We start from the raw sequence: 17,412 nt of genomic DNA, 5'->3' as shown, positions 1-17,412 counted from the left end.
CTGTGCCTGCTGGGCCACGCGGCCCTTGACGCTTTGGGCAATCCGACCGAGAAATCCATAAAAAATCCTTGTGCCTCAGGGCGGAACCGCTAACGTGCCAGTCCCGCCTATTTCGGCACGCAAGTCAGAGGAATTAAGGGTATGAAGATCAGCATCGAACGCGGCACCCTTCTCAAGGCCGTTTCCCAGGCCCAATCTGTTGTCGAACGCCGCAACACCATTCCCATACTTGCCAACGTTTTGATCGAAGCCGAAGGCGATCAGGCGATGTTCCGGGCGACCGATCTGGATATCGAAGTTGTCGACAAGGCGCCTGCGCAGGTCGAAAAAGCCGGGGCTACAACGGTCGCCGCAACGACTTTGCATGAGATCGTGCGCAAGCTTCCGGATGGCGCGTTGGTGACACTGACCGCCGACAGCGCCGCAGGTCGTCTGACGGTTGAAGCAGGCCGGTCGAATTTCTCATTGGCGACGCTGCCGAAGGAAGATTTCCCGGTGATGGCGTCCTCGGAATACCAGTCGAACTTTACGGCCTCGGCAGCCTTGCTGCGCCGGTTGTTCGATAAGTCGAAATTTGCCATCTCGACCGAAGAGACGCGTTACTATCTGAACGGCGTTTATATGCATGTGGCCGACGGATCCGATGGCGGCAAGGTGCTGCGCTGTGTGGCCACCGATGGCCACCGACTGGCGCGCATCGATGCGGATCTGCCCGATGGCGCTGCAGACATGCCCGGTGTGATCGTACCGCGCAAAACCGTGGGCGAACTGCGCAAGCTTCTGGACGACGATGAGATGGATATCGCTGTGTCGGTCAGCGAAACGAAGGTGCGATTTGCAACCCCGGATATCACGCTGACCTCAAAAGTGATCGACGGCACGTTCCCGGATTACACACGCGTTATTCCGCAGGGCAATACACGCCAGCTGGAAGTTGACGCGGCCGAGTTCGCACAGGCTGTGGACCGGGTTGCGACAGTTTCGTCCGAACGGTCTCGTGCCGTAAAGCTGCAGCTGGATACCGATAAGCTGGTGCTGTCGGTCAACGCGCCAGACAGCGGCGCGGCCGAGGAAGAACTGGCAGTCGCTTATGGTGATGAGCGCCTGGAGATCGGGTTCAACGCAAAATACCTGCTGGAAATCGCTTCGCAGGTGGATCGTGAGAACGCCGTTTTCCTGTTCAATTCAGCCGCCGACCCGACCCTGATGCGCGAGGGCGGTGACCAGAGCGCCGTGTACGTCGTCATGCCGATGCGCGTCTGATCGCACGGACGTGCGATGCCTCCGGCGGGAGTATTTTTGAAAAGATGAAGGGAGGGGTCATGGGTTTGGCCCTGACCGAGCTTACCGTCTCGCATTTTCGGTCCCACAAGCTGGCGCGACTGTCTTTGGATGGTCGGCCTGTTGCGATTCACGGGCCGAACGGGGCGGGCAAGACCAACATCCTGGAAGCGGTGTCCCTGTTTTCCCCCGGTCGCGGAATGCGGCGGGCCAGCGCGGCCGAAATGACCCGACGCCCCGAGGCGCTGGGTTGGAAACTGTCCGGGTTGCTGCAGGCGCAGGGGCCACATCACGAGATTGAAACCTGGTCTGAGGGCGGTGTCGCGCGGCAGGTTCGCATTGATGGCAAGGCGTCTAGCCAGATTGATCTGGGCAAGCTGGCGCGGATTGTCTGGTTGATCCCGTCAATGGACCGGATTTGGATCGAGGGGGCCGAAGGACGTCGGCGTTTTCTGGACCGGATCGCGCTGAGTTTCGACCCAGCCCATGCTGAGGCGTCTTTGACTTACGAAAAATCCATGCGCGAACGGAATCGCCTGCTGAAAGAGCAGGTGCGGGACGCGCATTGGTATGCCGCACTTGAAGGGCAGATGGCGGAGACTGGTCACCGCGTCCACGCGGCGCGACTTTCAGCGCTTGATCATCTGCGCGCGGCGCAGGATCAGGCGGAAACCGCGTTTCCATCGGCGGACTTGGAGTTGGTTCAGACTGAAGGTGCGATGCCGAAAACGGAAGCGGATCTGCGCGAAGCACTAAGTGAAAGCCGGTTCCGGGATCTGGCGGCTGGACGTACCCTGGTGGGACCACATCGGTCAGACGTGTACGGGGTGTTCGCTGCCAAGGGCGTTCCGGCCAAGGATTGCTCGACCGGTGAGCAGAAGGCATTATTGGTCTCATTGATCCTGTCGAACGCACGGGCCTTGGCGAGTATGATTGGCGCGCCCCCGATCGTGTTGTTGGACGAGGTGGCGGCGCATCTGGACGCGGATCGGCGCGCGGCGCTGTATGATGAGATTTGTGCGCTGGGCGCTCAGGCCTGGATGACGGGCACCGGGCCTGAGCTGTTTGCGGAACTGGGCGACCGAGCCCAATCATTGATCGTGAGTGATGGCTTTGAGGGCTCGGTCGTGTCCGCTTAGGCCGGCTCGCCGACCTTACGTTCCCACAGGAAGCCGCGCATGACTTCGTCAACCGGGGTTTTTGCCATGTGGTTCACGTAGTTCGACATGGTTTTTTGCGCCAGGCCGAGAACCACATCCAAAACTGCGCGGTGCGAGTAGCCCGCATCAAAGAACGCCTGCAGCTGTGCTTCGGTCGGGTTGCCGCGGGTTTCCATCATTTGCAGGGTGAAGGTGCGCAGTGCTTCAAGCTTGGCCGACGGCAGCGGGGTTTCATTGCGCAGGGCTTCGGTGATCTCGTCCGAAACCTTCATCATCTTGGCGATGCCGGTATGTGCGGGTACGCAATAGTGGCATTCGTTTTCCACGTTGATGGTCTGCCAGACGACGGTTTTTTCGTCGTTGTCGAAATCGGTCTGCATGAACAGGCCGTGCAGAACTTGATAGCCTTCAAGATGCTGGGGGCTTTCGGCCATGACCTTGTGCAGGCCGGGCAGGCGACCAAAAGCGGCCTGCGATTTCTCCAGCAACGGTTTGGACCCTTCGGGGGCGGATTCGAGATCATGTGACGGGAAATTGGCCATGTCGGAACTCCTTTTCTGGCGCGTTCAGGCAGAAATAGTCTTTCTTGAGTGATCACTCAAGTATATATTTGAGCAACCGTTCAAGAATTGGTGAAGATGATGCCTCGCAAACCCGAATATGACCGTGATGACCTGATTGCCCGGGCCAGGGATATCTTCTGGCGTCAGGGTTGGGCTGGCACATCCCTGAAAGACCTTGAACGCGAGTTGAAGTTGAAACCCGGCAGTTTCTATGCGGCATTTGGGTCCAAGGATGCTTTGTATGGGCTGGCACTGCAACGCTACGCACAAGAGGGTGTCGCGCGACTGAAGGCTCTGGCTGACCGGTTAGGACCATTGGAAGCTTTGAAGGCGCAGCCGCGTTTGGTGATCGAGGCCAGCGGAGCGCCAGCAAAAGCCTGCATGTTAGCTAAGACCTATGCTGAATTGCAGGCCAAGGATCACGAACTGGCGGGGCAGGCGGGTATCCTCATGTCCGAGATGAAGGCCTGTTTTGCGGACCTGTTCCGTCAGGCGCAAGAGGCCGAGGATATCGCCCTAAGCCACGATCCGAACCGACTGGCGACGCGCTATCAATCTGACCTTTTGGGGCTGCGGTTGTCGGCCGAGCGCAGTGATGTCGACGCCCATGAAATCGCAGCGGATATAGCGGCCGATATCGACCGTTTATAGGGATTCGGCAGTCAGCTGCCGAAAGAAACGAAATCACGCAAGACCGACACAAAATGTTGGGGTAGCGCGTGACAATCCCCCCCAGAAAACGTATAAGTTACCAAAATAATATAGGTACTGACGGCATGTCCGAAGACGCACAGGCACCCCAGGAATACGGTGCAGATTCCATTAAAGTTCTCAAAGGGTTAGAGGCAGTTCGAAAGCGCCCCGGTATGTATATCGGCGACACGGACGATGGCTCGGGCCTGCACCATATGGTGTACGAGGTCGTGGACAATGGAATTGACGAAGCTTTGGCCGGTCACGCTGACCATGTAACCGTCAAAATTCACGCCGACTCCAGTGTATCTGTCAGCGATAACGGCCGCGGAATTCCCGTCGATATTCACCCCGAAGAAGGTGTTTCTGCCGCCGAAGTGATCATGACCCAGCTGCATGCCGGCGGCAAGTTCGACAGCAATTCCTACAAGGTTTCGGGCGGCCTGCATGGCGTTGGCGTTTCGGTTGTGAACGCGTTGTCGAACTGGCTGGAATTGCGCGTCTGGCGTAACGGCAAAGAACACGTCGCACGGTTCGAGGGCGGTGAGACGGTTGAACACCTGAAAGTTGTCGCTGACTGCGGTGACCGGACCGGAACCGAGGTGCGGTTTCTGGCGTCGTTGGATACGTTCTCAAACCTGGAATATTCATTCGAGACGCTGGAAAAGCGTCTGCGCGAACTGGCCTTCCTGAACTCGGGTGTACGGATCATTCTGATTGATGAACGCCCGGCAGAGCGGTTGGAGACCGAGCTGTTTTACGAAGGCGGCGTCAAGGAATTTGTCAAATACCTGGACCGCTCCAAGACGTCCGCGATGCCCGAACCGATCTATATCAAGGGTGAGCGTGACGATATCGGTGTCGAAATCGCCATGTGGTGGAACGACAGCTATCACGAGACAGTCCTGCCCTTCACCAACAACATCCCACAGCGCGATGGCGGAACCCATATTGCCGGTTTCCGCGGTGCGCTGACCCGGACCATCAACAACTACGCCCAGACCAGCGGGATCGCGAAAAAGGAAAAGGTCAGCTTTACCGGCGACGATGCGCGCGAGGGTCTGACCTGTGTGCTGTCGGTCAAAGTCCCCGACCCTAAATTCTCGTCCCAGACCAAGGACAAGCTGGTGTCATCCGAAGTGCGCCCTGCAGTCGAAGGTCTGATGAACGAAAAGCTGGCTGAATGGTTCGAAGAAAATCCGAACGTGGCCAAGATTATCGTTGGCAAAATTATCGAGGCCGCTCTGGCACGTGAAGCTGCCCGCAAGGCGCGCGAGCTGACCCGCCGCAAAACGGCGATGGATGTGAATTTTCTGGCCGGTAAGCTCAAGGATTGTTCGGAAAAGGACCCGACCAAAACCGAAGTCTTCCTGGTTGAGGGTGATTCCGCGGGCGGATCAGCGCAAACGGGCCGCGATCGGCAAACTCAGGCAATTTTGCCTCTCAAGGGTAAAATCCTGAACGTTGAACGTGCACGGTTTGACCGGATGTTGTCATCTCAGGAAATCGGCAACCTCGTCATGGCGCTGGGTACCGGGATCGGGCGAGACGAGTTCAATATCGAAAAACTGCGCTATCATAAAATCGTCATCATGACCGATGCGGACGTCGACGGTGCGCATATCCGGACATTGCTGTTGACGTTTTTTTACCGGCAGATGCCTGAGCTGATTGAGGGCGGTTATCTCTACATCGCCCAACCGCCGCTTTACAAAGTGGCGCGCGGTAAATCCGAAGTGTACCTGAAGGATCAGGCGGCGATGGATGAATACCTGGTCAACCAAGGTGTCGAAGGGGCAGTTCTGAAGCTCGGTTCTGGCGAAGAGATCTTGGGTCAGGATCTGACGCGCATTGTCGACGAAGCGCGTCAGTTGAAGCGCGTTTTGGACGCCTTCCCAACCCATTATCCACGCCACATCCTGGAACAGGCCGCCGTTGCAGGTGCCTTCGTGCCAGGCGCGGTCGATGCGGATTTGCAGGGCGTTGCAGACAAGGTCGCCGCGCGTCTCGACCTCATCGCGCTGGAATACGAACGCGGCTGGCAGGGCCGGATCACACAGGATCACGGAATTCGTCTTGCCCGTATTTTGCGCGGCGTGGAAGAGGTGCGTACCTTGGACGGTCCGATGCTGCGCTCGGGCGAGGCGCGCAAGACCGGCAGCTTCACGCAAAGTCTGCAAGAGATCTACAACACCCCGGCTACGCTGGTCCGTCGCGACCGGTCACAGGCAATTCACGGCCCGTTGGATCTGCTGCGCGCCATTCTGGAAGAAGGTGAAAAGGGCTTGTCGCTGCAGCGCTACAAGGGTCTGGGTGAGATGAACCCGGATCAGCTCTGGGAAACGACGCTGGACCCGGACGCACGTACGCTTTTGCAGGTGCGGGTGGACGACATGGTCGAAGCGGATGATCTGTTCACCAAACTGATGGGCGACGTGGTGGAACCACGCCGCGAGTTCATCCAGCAAAATGCCCTGAGCGTGGAGAACCTGGATTTCTAGGATTTTGTAGGTTTGCGCATAGCACTTCGCACACCCCATAAGTTTGCGTAGTTCGCCCATAGTTTTGCGCTGTGCGTTTGTCTGCATTAGCGACGAATTCAATTAGTATATGGCTTAGTCGTTGCGGTAGTGGCCCTTTGCATTGCTCAATCCCGCAAAGGGCCTCCCTAAGGAACCTGGGATTCTCGCGAAGGTCTGCGATGCGCAGAAAGCGGGCTTTGCAAAGTTTGGCGAACAGCTCTCTTCTGAATTCAAGGGTAGGTCTTTATTCTGCGGTCGCAGATCGCATTGCAGCCGTCCGCTGCAAGAGCAATCTTTTGGGTTGGGTGAGCTCACAGTCCGCGGGCGAAGCTACCTTTGAGGCAGGTTACATCTAATTCAGATGTATGAACAAAACTGACCTTGTCCACGGCATGGAACAATTCTTGAGAATTCGTGGGAATTTTCTGAGACACGTTCAAACACTGGCTGCGAGACCTCAGTGTTAGTTTTTGCGGAGTGATGCAAGAGCCGTTTTAAGTATCTCTAAGCTTGCGGCGCGTTCTTCTGGTGTCATCGAGCTCGGGTCCAACACCATTTGAAAATTCGGGTTTTCATATACTACTTTTTCTGCGCGCGGTCTCGATTTCTTTTGACCCAAGACACGGTATGTCATGACAGGTTGAGCCACGCCTTTGACTTGGATAGCTCCAACTTCTTCGGTCTCTATTTCGTGGTTCACGTGCGCCCAGGTTTCGTACGAGATGTAAATCTCTCCTTCCTCGGCCTGATGCTCCAACCTTGATGCCACGTTCACAGAGCCGCCGATAATGGTGTAATCCATTCGGTCGTCACTTCCAAAATTCCCAACCGTACAAAAGCCTGTATTGATACCTATACGGCATTGTAAATGTTGCCTTATTCCATGACGAATCCATTTTGCCCGCAACTCTGTCAACTTGTCTCGCATTGCAATTGCCATTCTCACACATGCCAAAGCATCTTCCCGCACCCCTTTAGTCTCCGGGTCTCCAAAGAAAACAAGGATTGCGTCCCCGATAAACTTATCTATCGTCGCACCGTGGTTCAGAGCGACTTCCGCCATTTCGGTCAGGTAGCTGTTCAGGAGTTCTGTTAAATCTTCCGACTCCATCTGATCCGTAAGCTCTGTGAAGCCGGCGACGTCCGAGAAAAACACTGTCAGCTTTTTTCGCTTACTCGCGAGTTTAACTTCTTGGCGACCGGAAAAGATCGAGTTGTAGACTTGAGGCGATAAGTATTTGGCAAGCTTTCCTGACAATGCCTCCAGCTCTTGGTTCTTTTGGGCAACCTCTTCGGCGGCGATGCGCTGTTTTTCGGCTAATGCATTCAGTTCCCGCTCGTTACGATCACTCAATCGCATCATGCGCCGCGTGGTTCTGAGCAGCTTTCTGTATTCTCCGACAAGGTTTTCAATTGATTTGCGTGTTTCATCATTCGGAAACTGTCCACTGTTTATAGCTGCTTCCGCGACTTCCAAAGCCTCATTCTCGCGAACAAAGAGATCGTCGATAGTCATCGATCCGACAACTTTTCCAGTGTGAACTTGGCATGTTTCAGGTCTTCCCCAAACTCCTCCCCAAGTTCTTCCATGGTCGCGTCTTCGGGGTCGTGAAACCAATAGACGTCAACTCTATTCCCCGCCTCAGCAGCGGAATCCAAAAGCTCCATGATCATCATGATGGCCTTGGCGCTGGACGAATTGAAATAGATGAGTTCAAAGTCAAAACGACATTTGGACATTAAACCATCCGACAACCAACTTTTCAAAGCATCAAACAACGGGTTGTAAAACGTCGTAACATCCTCAGGGTAGGATTCCCCAATCAGTTTGAGGTGGCCAACGTCAAAATCGAACGCCACGGCCGGGGTGCGGTTTGTTGCTGGGATATCAATTTTCTGCATTCGTACCCTCTTAAATCGTCGCTTTGAGTGCGAAGAATGCGTGCTGATCGTCAATCCGCATAAAATCAAACTCGATTGGCCTTGACGCTCGACGCGCAATTTCAATTAACCCGATACCTGCATTATTGCTGACGGCGTCAGTTTCTGACCGGAGTTGGCCTTTGTACGCAGCCCTAAGCTCCTCACGATTCATGGCGCGTAGTTCGGAAAGTCGTTTTCGCATGTTGTCTACGTCACTCAAAAGGATCAGATTGCCCGCATGAACGACATAGCCGTTGGCCTCATTTCCTATGGTCACGATGCCGTAACTTATATCCAGTACCTCGGTCTCACCGTCGGCTGATAGCCGTTCGACTGAATATCTGATGATGTTCTGCATTTGCTCTACGAAAACAGCGAAAACGCTTCGGAGAGTTTTTGTGTCAGCATCTTCAGACACTAATTTCTGCTTTAACGCATCGCCAACACCACTGAGGATACCTTCGGTTACATAACCACTGTATGCAAAGACAACACCTTGTCGGCGCAGGTTGGCGCGTAGATCATAGACTTCGCTTGCAAGCATCTGTTCCCCTTGGTCATGCTTGGGTGGCACCAAGTTCAATTCAGGTCTTAATATCATAAGATACACATTTATGCATTTTCAGTGTATCAATTGTGCAGTGTTGTTAGTGGGGAGGTTTATATGATTAGGCTATTGTGTGTGGTTGCCGTAGTAATATCGTCCGACCCGGCTACAGCCGCCGACATTCCAACAGAGATCAAGGCAAAGCTCCAATCCGCCATGATTTCGCATGTCGATGGGGTAATGGTCGACGGTTCTTACACGTATCTGGACACGACCACCAACGCGTTTGAAACCGTTTACCCTGCGAATGTTCATCCCATGGTTCTTCTTGCGGGAAGTGACTATTTCGTCTGCTCTGAAATGATAACCGAAGATGGCGATACCGTGACGGCGGACTTTCTTGTGCGTGAAGTTTCCGGGGATTACAAAGTTGTACAGATGATCGTCAACAATCGTGGCGCTCTTCAGGCCGCGATGAAGAACATCGGGAACTAGATGCCGGACACTATAGAGGCATTTAGTGCGTAAACTCTGGACATCTTTGAAGCGCCGAATATTTCTGAAGCATATTCTGGCGACGCTCCTGCTCGGAGGCGTGTTAAATGCCATTGTGCTTCTTTTTTACTATGAATTCAAAAAGCAAGCTCAAACGGATCAGGTTGCCGCGGAAGTTGCAACGATTGCCAATCGGATCGCGCGTCCGTTGGCTGAATTGGTTGAAGCAGGAAGTCTTGTGCAAGCAACGAGCCTGCTGGCTGTCTATTCGGGTTTTCCTTACGTTATTTGCGCCGAACAGAGGTTAGAGCAAAGCTCAGAAACCTTGGTTTCCTGGCCTGCTATAGGATGCGACAAGATAAAAAAACCTGGTTTAGACATCGTCGTTTCTGTTCCGACGGCCGCAGGGCCGACAACGATGTTGGCCCGAATTGATCAGGCGATCTTGAACGATGAGTTAAGGACAGAAGTGGGGGTTGTGGTCCTTCTTGGAGTTCTCGGGGGATTTGCGCTCATCTTAGCAGGCGCTGCTGCATTTCTTTGGCTCATCAACAGACCTCTCGGCCAAATGTTGAAAGCCATTGAAAAGTTCGAGCGATACGATGACCCTCAAATTGTCCCATACGAGTCAGAAGATGAGATTGGCAAGGTTGTTCAAAGCTATAACTCAATGCTGGATCGCGAGGTTGAACGTGTCAATGAAATCCGCGAGGCGCACCACCAGATCGTCGCAAGCGTAAACTATGCCACGCGAATTCAGCAGGGTTTGCTGCCCACGACAAGCCAGTGCAAGGCCGCCTTTGCTGATTTCGCTGTCATATGGGAACCACGCGATTTGGTTGGTGGGGACATCTACTGGATCAAAACGGATGGCCCAATTACGACGCTCGCCGTAATTGACTGTACTGGACATGGCGTTCCCGGAGGCTTCATGACCATGTTGGCAATCGCTACACTCGAGCGGCTCTACTTCGAAAATGAAACGCTTAGCCCGTCACTGGCGCTGTCCAAGTTGAGCGACTTGACGCGTGCACTTTTAAATCAGGATACTGCAAACGGGACTTCTAACGACGGCATGGACGCTGCGATATGCCAGATCGATTCAGCAAAAGGGGTTGCGACGTTTGCAGGCGCGCACATGTCTCTTTTGGTCAAATCCAAGACTGGAATTGACCGAATCCGAGGCGATAAGCTGAGCATTGGGTATGTGGATACTCCAATTGGTCCAAAATTCTTGGAACACGAAGTTCAAATGGATCAAATAGCAGATTTTTTTATTTCAACTGATGGGTTGATTGATCAATTAGGTGGAGAAAAACGTTTGGCTTTTGGCTTCCAGAAAGTTGTATCTGTATTCGAACAGGAAGAGTGGTCGTGTTCGGAAGATCTATTGTCGGCTATTCACGGCGCTTACCAAGATCATAGTACGAATGAAGAACGTTTGGATGACTTAACCATGATCGCTTTTCGCACTGCCCGAAAAACAGATTAAGGTGCGTTTGTGAGATGCAACGCCCTCTGCTTATCCGTAAACGTTGATGTCTACTCCTGTACTACCTAAGGCTTTGTTAGGCTTTAATAAAACTGAGGTGACGTCGGTTTTTCCTCGCTGAACAGACCCTACAATAGACTGACCATTCTACAGGGCGCTTCGGAGGCATAGGTGCGGCCGCGGGATCGTCGAGATCGTCATACTGAACCTGAATGGCCGCTTTTTGAGTTTCCCATGAATTACTTTGCGACTGCAAAGAACGGCAGTGCCCGTCCCGCGTGTTACTGTGGCATGTCTGGTTTGGGCTGGTTGCGGTCAACCATGCTCATCGTAGAGACTGGTGGTTCATGGTTCCGCAGAGCAGTGTTGGGGAAATGCTTATCCGGGGCGCTTTGGTTCCTAGCAGGAGAGGCGCTTAGAAGAAGCGCGCACTACTACAACGACAGTCGCCATAGACTTCAGATGTCAAAAATTGGGTAATGACGGCAGGTAAGCTGTACTAGCGGTCTGGGTCTGTATCGAGTTTGCCCCAGAAATCGTCAACCAGATCTGAGAAGCCATCATTCGAGGCCGCCTTGGGCAGTAGATCAGCTCCTCGCCGGCGTTCGACCTCGGCCATTAGTTCTTCTTCTGTTACTGTCTCAACCACATCACATCGAAGAGCTTCAATCTCGTCCGCTGTCCACGACTCAAATTTGTCAGTGTAGAAGCCTAGGGAATACGGCTCGTCATCAGAAATCTGCTTGATCACAGCATTCCAATCTTCGCTCTGGTTCGATTCCTTTTCGACCCTCTATTCAGGTTCGCGAATGGACTCACGGATCAACGGCGGCAGCTTTGCCTGAGCGCTTTCCATATCCACTCCGGTTGTTAGCAGCCACATGTCCACGATCTTGCGAACAAGCGACCAAACAGTTTGATTTCGTGGGTGGTCTTCAATTCTGCCGCCAAGGCCTTTTTCCTGAATGCCCAGCTGTTCAGCGGCCCGTTCGTTCATTCGAATATTGTAATCAGACACTTCCGCGAGTTCTGAATCGTTCTCAACCACAGCTCGGGCGACCTCTTGATCACCAACATAGACAACCACCTTCAACATCCCGCTACCCCTTCCTTCGCCGGTTGATCACTCGGTCCAGGTGGCCGTAGTCCAGATCTCGCATGATCCTTTGCACTTGCTCTGGATCGACTTCGCGATCTTTTCCAGCGGTGTGGACGATGTGTCTGACGTAGATCGCCAACGCGACAATGATCACGGCGGATAAGATCAAGCTGAAATGCTCGGGCCCCATCACTAAGTCTTCTTCCTTGGGTCTTCGTTCCCGAGGTCGTCGAACACGTTGCCGCTACCATCTGTGATCTCAACATCATCGTCGTCAGTCACTAGATCCCAGGTGTTCTCTTTGACCCATTCATCCCGCCATTTGGGCGCGTCGGCCGGACGCTGTGCAAAATCGGCGATTTGCTCGAAAATCATTTTGCGCAATGCAAGCCAGACCTCCGGACCCTCTTTGCGACGAGCTTGCAACTCTGCGATCAAGTCACTTAGAGGAACATCCTTTAACGGGCGCCCGAAGGTCTCTTCTTCTGAAAAATCATCTGTCATCGCTCAACATCCTCGACACTGATCGTCAAGACTAAGATCTTGTTTGGTTTTACAGTGATCTGTTTTCCTTCAATCTCTCGAAGTTGGCCGTTCACCAAAGTCTCGCAGATTACGAAAATTGGGATTTCCTCTTCTGCAGTCTCGTCACTCATCTGGCTTACCCTTCGGATCAGGCACCTTTCGCGACCGGATCTCATCCGAGGTAATCGGCTTGGTAAGTTTTGCTCGACCGGCCGCAATTTCAGCCTCCCGAAGCCTAAGCAAACGCAAGGTTTGTTCATCCAGCTCAACGTCGTCATCATCACCCATCAGACTTCTCCCGAGTACAGTAACAGTGAGAACAGAGCACTTGAGACCTGTCGGCTGTCCGAACGATGTCACCAACGAGGCCCCACTCTTCACACGTCACACCGCATCGAAATTCCATCCAGTCAGCGTACTCCTGGATGAGATCGTGGTATCGACTGAAACCGATGAAAATCTGGCCATCCTGGCCTTTCTTAATATCCAAGATCTGAATAGTTCCAGGGTCCAGTGCCCTGAAATCCTGACTGAAGGAAAGCTTGTGGAGTGCTTGCGAAATCATGGCGAGCCAGCCCTTTCCGACAGCAGGAACAAGAGATGCGCAATCCGGAGAAACGAGGTCTGGATAGATTTCCACAATGTCTAGCCTAAGGCTGTCGGGCCAGGATTCTTCGGCGCCCTCAAATCGCCGCCGCAGAGCATCATTGTAGCACCAGATGCAAAGCGTCGTCACAAACATCAAGGATGTTCTGGCGTTGGGCAGAATTAGAACAACCTTCACAGGTTTGCTCAATCTGATCGACACGCCATTGAATCTCTTCACTCGCAGCCTGGTTGCAGCCCGGGCGCTCATAGACGCGCAAGCCTCCCCATTTCTGTTTGATCTGAACGATGGACGGGTGTTCATCACCAAACAGGTCGGGCTGCTCGTCGATCAACCTCTTCACTTTCTCAAGTGCAAGCGTAAGCTGCTCCGCCCACCCGGCACGATACTCACCAAGCTGCTTGAAGACGCTTCCATGAATATCATTCCAGCCGACAATACTGCTCATCACTGACCGCCGGGCCCGCGCCTCTTTGAGATCGTGTGAAACCTCCGCCATAGCAGTCATCATACGGTCGACCACTTCGCGGTCATCACACTCGACATGTGGAACCTCGGTCGACCATGTAACGTCAGAGACGTGCGGAGCTGGGTAGTTGTGCGCCATCACCAAACGCATCTCCTCGGCGTACCAGGCGTCAAATGAGCGGAGATCATCTGGCGCTCCATGGTCCTCGATCACACCTCGGACCTTTTCCCGGAATTCCTTCCAGCTCTTTTCGACATCATCCATCAGTCACATTCTCCAGAACTTGGTCTTGTTGAGATGGAAGACCCCTCCCGGGATATGGCAAATGGCAATCGGCGGGACATGACCGGTGGCCCGCGAGCCCGTATTCATGAGCTTCCGGGCGTAGTCCTCATCATCGTAGTCTTCCATAATCTTATTGAAGTTCACTTGTTGTTCGGCGGTCATCACCAGTTCTGCTTCACGCACGCGGGGCACCGATTACGGTCATCCGTTCGGTCGATCTGACCGAAATATCCACAAATTGAGCAGGTCAACCTGTCCCGAACGGGCTTCTTTCGAACGCCAAAGAACCTCTTCCTTTCGGGGTGGCGCTTGCTCGCGACATCATGCGCGCACCAGCAGCAAAGTGTCGTGTACCAGCCGTCCAGAAGTTGGGTCTCAGCAGCGTTTGAGCATCGTTCACAGGTACGAATTGCTCGTGCAATTGTGGCGGTGATCATCGACTGAATTTGTCGATCATCACACCGGTGGTAGATGCGGAGCTCGCCGAGGTTCTCTTTGATCTGGAGGATGAAGGGGTAGGTGGCATCCTTCTGATCACAGTATTCTTTAACCTCTGTGAACAGCGCCGTGACCAAGCCTGACCAGCCTTCGGGTGTGCGACCGAGGCTCTCCTCGACCGATTGCTTGATATCGTTGAAGTCAATTGTGTTAGTAACATCGTCCGCCATGTCGGACTCCTCCAGGGGATGGTAGGAGGCGTCGGAATCGAACCGACTCGTGCACTCTAATCTGGAGCAATTACAAGGATATAAGCCTCACCCGCATACCAATGCTGCCTCCCACGAATTTTGCGTGGGTTATCGACCTCAGGCCGATATTCGATGGCAGTGGATGCGTGTGAACGTCATGACCGCAAGCTGAACCAGTTCGCATAACCATGTCAAGACAGAGCGTGCTGCACTTAGAAATTCACTGCGGAGTTCTGGGAACCTTCTAGCTTAGCGTGTGCCAAAAAGACTGAAGCATCCTTTTTTGCGGGTCAGTGCAGCGCCGAGTAGCTCTCCGACAGCGAAACGATTCGATACCCTGTGATCCGGACTCGAACTCAGAAACTCCGTCGATAGTTCGCTCTGAACCGACGTGCGTCTTTTGATCTGCGTCTTATGCGCTCCGTTTTGGAGAAATACAAAAGTCTTGATCTGACCAAACCTCAGCGGCAGCATTGACCTGCATCTTTCGAATATGGAGATCCCGGTTGCAAGACCTTGTAAGTCTCATTCCATTTAGCGTCTCGAGTCATTTGTGATGATACGTTCCTCACCTGAACTGCTGGCAGTTTCGAGGCGTTGGTATGAAATACTCAGAACCAAAAAGAATACTGACGAGTTGCAGGATTTTCTGTCGAAGGCAGATGAACTACGGTTTGTTGGGACAGGCGAAGGAGAGTTTTGGAGCGGGCAAGCAGTTCGCGATGGGGTTAGCGGCTTTTTCGCGGAGATCCCCGCTCCCGTCGTTTTCGAAGAAGTTGAAGCTGAGGCCTTCGAAAACGGAGAGACGGGATGGTCATCCTTCGTCCACAAGATTCAGTTTGTCGGCTTTGATGAAGCCGTCTTTTACCGCACCGTTCTGATTTTTGTCCTGGAGGGAGCAGCCTGGAAGATCATCAATCGCCACGCTTCAGTGCCAACTCCAAATATTGAACTCGTGGGTAAAGAGCAACTGGCCATCCAAAAACTTGTTGATGCTGCGCGCGAAGATGGACCCGAGCTGATCCAAACCGAAGGTTTGGCTTCAGTACTTTTCACTGATGTAGAAGGCAGTACAACGTTGGCGGAGGCGTTGGGCGATCAGCGTTGGTCGGTGCTGATCGAAAACCACTTCCAAGTCTTGGCGGCGATCATTGAAAAGTATCATGGCCAGTTCGTGAAATCCCTTGGAGACGGAACGTTGTCCGTCTTTCCGTCCGCGAAGGAAGCGCTAACGGCCGCTGTCAAGATTCAGAAGGCCATTGCATCGGCTTCCGAGGAGCCGTCTTTCGGTGTCCGGATTGGAATTCACACTGGCGATGTCGTGCAATCTCGTGGAGATTTTTTTGGCACTGTGGTCAACAAAGCTTCACGCATAACCACGGTTGGTGCGGCAGGCGAGATACTCGTTTCAGATGCGACTCGCGCCATGGTCGGAGGACGAACCGATTTCTCATTTTCTGAAATAGAACCCAGACTCCTGAAAGGTCTACGCGGTCACCACGTCTTGTATCGGTTGGAGTGGCAAGATTGAGTATTTCGGTTGCCTCAATGCCGACAGATCACACAGATACCCCGCAAAGCTCAGTCGCAAAAGTCTTGGGGTACGCGCCACAGCTCACATCGCCAGCAATTCCTGATGAATTGCGGCCATTGCCCCGGTGTCGCGCGTGCAATACGCCACAAGATCAGCATATACCTTAGGGCTGCAAGCGCAGTGGGAGAATTGAATTTGATGTGTACTTGAACTGAATTAAACTAGTAACAAACTGTTCAGACATCTCATCGTGAGGTCATCATGGCAGCTCCATTAATCCAAGACTGGGAACTCACAGCCGCCATAAAGGACTTAGCCGATTGGCTGGTTCAACAGGGCTTGGAGAATGCGCCGGTTGAAACCTGGTTGGAAGCATTCTGCAAACGTCTTGTTTCGGCAGGGATTCCGCTTCAGAGAGCAAACATTACTGTGCGCGCTCATCATCCCGAGATTGGGACAGTCGCTTTCCGCTGGCACAGGGACGGGGGAAATGAGCGAGAGGACTTTGTCCGAAGAACGGATGCCCCTGAACAATACATCCTAAGCCCGATTTACTATCTTTTGGCAAACAACGTTGAAGAGATCAGACAAGATCTGACAGTCGAAGATCCAGAGCTTAGCTTTCCAATCTTTGATGAACTTCGCGAGCGCGGTGCCACAGACTACTTCGCGGTTAAACGGTTCTTCCTTATACAGGATAACGCTATGCCTGTTGACCCAATGCAGGCCGAGGAAGGTGCCATAATCTCGTTGACAACCGATGCGAGCGGGGGCTTCACAAGCGAGCAACTTGATGGTTTGCGTCAACTGATATCTCCACTTTGCCTGACGCTGAAATGTGGGGCGAACCGACTGATGGCTGAAGACATTACAGCCGCATATCTGGGCAAGGACGCCAGCAGGCGCGTTCTTTCCGGGGACATCACCCGAGGTTCATCGGAAACTATTTCAGCGGTGATTTGGTATTTTGACTTGCAAGGATTTACCAAATTGTCAGAGGCGCTTCCGGGGGACTCAATCATAGAATTGCTAAACGACTACTTCGCGGAAGCTGTTGACGTAGTCGAACGCAATGGCGGTAACGTTCTGAAATTCATGGGAGATGGAATGCTTGCCATCTTCGATATCAATCAAGTTCCGGACGCTCGCCGCGTCGCAATTCACGCGGCCGCGGAGTTGCGAAATACCTTTGAGGAACTCAACCAACGACGGCAAGCTGATGGTTTGCCAACGACCGGCTTCACTCTCTCGTTGCACGCAGGCGATGTTCTTTACGGCAATATTGGCGGTAGGTCTCGCTTGGATTTCACAGTGGTCGGCCCAGCGGTAAACACAACTTCGCGCATTTTAGGCATGTGCAGCGCGCTTGATCAGAACATTGTGGTTTCCGATAAGGTGGCAGGCGACTTGGTGGGCTCCATTCCAAGTCTTGTTTCCCTGGGGCAATACAGATTGCGCGGTGTTGCTGAAAGACAGGAGCTGTTCACGATAGACTAGATAAAGCTCAATCCAAAAGTTCTGGCCCATT

At 53.2% G+C, this 17,412-nt stretch carries 21 protein-coding genes and 1 tRNA gene; 9 read left to right on the top strand and 13 right to left on the bottom strand.

The genetic code is table 11. The annotated features are described in order from the left end of the window. Nucleotides 1–141 precede the first annotated feature (141 nt). On the top strand, nt 142–1,263 hold the full coding sequence (dnaN, locus tag AC2FFH_RS18585; protein ID WP_496769684.1) for a DNA polymerase III subunit beta: 1,122 nt from the start codon (nt 142–144) through the stop codon (nt 1,261–1,263). Between the two features lie 59 nt (nt 1,264–1,322). Further along, entirely contained in the window at nt 1,323–2,420 is a 1,098-nt protein-coding gene (gene recF / locus AC2FFH_RS18580) for a DNA replication/repair protein RecF (protein WP_496845062.1), read from the top strand. Here recF and AC2FFH_RS18575 read toward each other — a convergent pair. Continuing rightward, complete coding sequence (locus AC2FFH_RS18575) at nt 2,417–2,983, bottom strand: carboxymuconolactone decarboxylase family protein (protein WP_108861618.1); 567 nt, start codon at nt 2,981–2,983, stop codon at nt 2,417–2,419. The genes recF and AC2FFH_RS18575 overlap by 4 nt on opposite strands. Nucleotides 2,984–3,082: 99 nt before the next feature. Here AC2FFH_RS18575 and AC2FFH_RS18570 point away from each other — a divergent pair, with 99 nt between their 5' ends. Next, entirely contained in the window at nt 3,083–3,655 is a 573-nt protein-coding gene (locus AC2FFH_RS18570) for a TetR/AcrR family transcriptional regulator (RefSeq protein WP_496769686.1), read from the top strand. Nucleotides 3,656–3,780: 125 nt separating this feature from the next. After that, a complete protein-coding gene (gyrB, locus tag AC2FFH_RS18565) occupies nt 3,781–6,198 on the top strand; it encodes a DNA topoisomerase (ATP-hydrolyzing) subunit B (protein WP_496724219.1) in 2,418 nt (805 codons plus the stop codon). 484 nt (nt 6,199–6,682) lie between these two features. On the opposite strand, the gene AC2FFH_RS18560 is transcribed toward gyrB, so the two are convergent. Genes AC2FFH_RS18560 through AC2FFH_RS18550 form a run of 3 tightly spaced genes read right to left on the bottom strand, consistent with a single transcriptional unit; the run spans nt 6,683 to nt 8,686 of the window. Continuing rightward, a complete protein-coding gene (locus AC2FFH_RS18560; RefSeq protein ID WP_496724173.1) occupies nt 6,683–7,735 on the bottom strand; it encodes an adenylate/guanylate cyclase domain-containing protein in 1,053 nt (350 codons plus the stop codon). Continuing rightward, nucleotides 7,732–8,121 carry a DUF1987 domain-containing protein gene (locus AC2FFH_RS18555; RefSeq protein ID WP_496768961.1) on the bottom strand — a complete coding sequence of 130 codons (390 nt, stop codon included), beginning with the start codon at nt 8,119–8,121 and terminating at the stop codon, nt 7,732–7,734. The genes AC2FFH_RS18560 and AC2FFH_RS18555 overlap by 4 nt, the downstream gene beginning before the upstream one ends. A gap of 10 nt (nt 8,122–8,131) precedes the next feature. Beyond that, nucleotides 8,132–8,686, bottom strand: coding sequence for a SiaB family protein kinase (locus tag AC2FFH_RS18550; protein ID WP_496768963.1), 555 nt, complete (start codon nt 8,684–8,686; stop codon nt 8,132–8,134). Between the two features lie 120 nt (nt 8,687–8,806). Between AC2FFH_RS18550 and AC2FFH_RS18545 the strand changes: the two genes are divergently transcribed. Beyond that, nucleotides 8,807–9,184, top strand: a complete 378-nt coding sequence (locus AC2FFH_RS18545; protein WP_496768965.1) for a hypothetical protein — start codon at nt 8,807–8,809, stop codon at nt 9,182–9,184. A 25-nt stretch (nt 9,185–9,209) separates the two neighbouring features. Beyond that, on the top strand, nt 9,210–10,676 hold the full coding sequence (locus AC2FFH_RS18540) for a SpoIIE family protein phosphatase (protein ID WP_496768967.1): 1,467 nt from the start codon (nt 9,210–9,212) through the stop codon (nt 10,674–10,676). Between the two features lie 499 nt (nt 10,677–11,175). On the opposite strand, the gene AC2FFH_RS18535 is transcribed toward AC2FFH_RS18540, so the two are convergent. Both AC2FFH_RS18535 and AC2FFH_RS18530 read right to left on the bottom strand, forming a co-directional pair. Then, nucleotides 11,176–11,325, bottom strand: a complete 150-nt coding sequence (locus tag AC2FFH_RS18535; RefSeq protein ID WP_496845061.1) for a hypothetical protein — start codon at nt 11,323–11,325, stop codon at nt 11,176–11,178. A gap of 144 nt (nt 11,326–11,469) precedes the next feature. Then, nucleotides 11,470–11,772 carry a hypothetical protein gene (locus AC2FFH_RS18530; RefSeq protein ID WP_496845060.1) on the bottom strand — a complete coding sequence of 101 codons (303 nt, stop codon included), beginning with the start codon at nt 11,770–11,772 and terminating at the stop codon, nt 11,470–11,472. A gap of 40 nt (nt 11,773–11,812) precedes the next feature. On the opposite strand from AC2FFH_RS18530, the gene AC2FFH_RS18525 reads away from it, so the two are divergent. Next, on the top strand, nt 11,813–11,938 hold the full coding sequence (locus AC2FFH_RS18525) for a hypothetical protein (RefSeq protein WP_496845059.1): 126 nt from the start codon (nt 11,813–11,815) through the stop codon (nt 11,936–11,938). Between the two features lie 29 nt (nt 11,939–11,967). Here the strand turns inward: AC2FFH_RS18525 and AC2FFH_RS18520 are convergent, their stop codons facing one another. The 7 genes from AC2FFH_RS18520 to AC2FFH_RS18490 all read right to left on the bottom strand — a co-directional run bounded on the left by AC2FFH_RS18520 (nt 11,968) and on the right by AC2FFH_RS18490 (nt 14,442). Further along, complete coding sequence (locus AC2FFH_RS18520) at nt 11,968–12,279, bottom strand: hypothetical protein (RefSeq protein WP_496769850.1); 312 nt, start codon at nt 12,277–12,279, stop codon at nt 11,968–11,970. Beyond that, nucleotides 12,276–12,431 (bottom strand): hypothetical protein, encoded by a 156-nt coding sequence (locus tag AC2FFH_RS18515; protein WP_496769854.1) that lies wholly within the window; start codon nt 12,429–12,431, stop codon nt 12,276–12,278. Before AC2FFH_RS18515 ends, AC2FFH_RS18520 begins: the two co-directional genes overlap by 4 nt. Next, on the bottom strand, nt 12,424–12,588 hold the full coding sequence (locus tag AC2FFH_RS18510) for a hypothetical protein (RefSeq protein WP_170334772.1): 165 nt from the start codon (nt 12,586–12,588) through the stop codon (nt 12,424–12,426). Before AC2FFH_RS18510 ends, AC2FFH_RS18515 begins: the two co-directional genes overlap by 8 nt. A 416-nt stretch (nt 12,589–13,004) precedes the next feature. Then, on the bottom strand, nt 13,005–13,640 hold the full coding sequence (locus AC2FFH_RS18505) for a hypothetical protein (protein WP_496769855.1): 636 nt from the start codon (nt 13,638–13,640) through the stop codon (nt 13,005–13,007). Nucleotides 13,641–13,643: 3 nt separating this feature from the next. After that, nucleotides 13,644–13,844: a hypothetical protein gene (locus AC2FFH_RS18500; RefSeq protein ID WP_496769857.1), complete on the bottom strand. Its 201-nt coding sequence runs from the start codon at nt 13,842–13,844 to the stop codon at nt 13,644–13,646. After that, the gene (locus tag AC2FFH_RS18495; RefSeq protein ID WP_496769859.1) at nt 13,823–14,329 is read right to left on the bottom strand and encodes a hypothetical protein; all 507 of its coding nucleotides are present in this window, start codon (nt 14,327–14,329) and stop codon (nt 13,823–13,825) included. Before AC2FFH_RS18495 ends, AC2FFH_RS18500 begins: the two co-directional genes overlap by 22 nt. 19 nt (nt 14,330–14,348) lie before the next feature. Further along, nucleotides 14,349–14,442: transfer RNA gene (locus tag AC2FFH_RS18490), tRNA-OTHER, on the bottom strand. Between the two features lie 464 nt (nt 14,443–14,906). Here AC2FFH_RS18490 and AC2FFH_RS18485 point away from each other — a divergent pair. Continuing rightward, nucleotides 14,907–15,881: an adenylate/guanylate cyclase domain-containing protein gene (locus AC2FFH_RS18485; protein WP_010443175.1), complete on the top strand. Its 975-nt coding sequence runs from the start codon at nt 14,907–14,909 to the stop codon at nt 15,879–15,881. A 264-nt stretch (nt 15,882–16,145) separates the two neighbouring features. Continuing rightward, on the top strand, nt 16,146–17,381 hold the full coding sequence (locus AC2FFH_RS18480) for an adenylate/guanylate cyclase domain-containing protein (protein ID WP_496845058.1): 1,236 nt from the start codon (nt 16,146–16,148) through the stop codon (nt 17,379–17,381). Nucleotides 17,382–17,412: the final 31 nt, after the last annotated feature.

The sequence above is a fragment of the Ruegeria sp. YTSC003 genome (assembly GCF_059609785.1).
The sequence above is the reverse complement of the archived record's forward strand: the minus strand, read 5'-3'. Positions and strand labels throughout refer to the sequence as shown.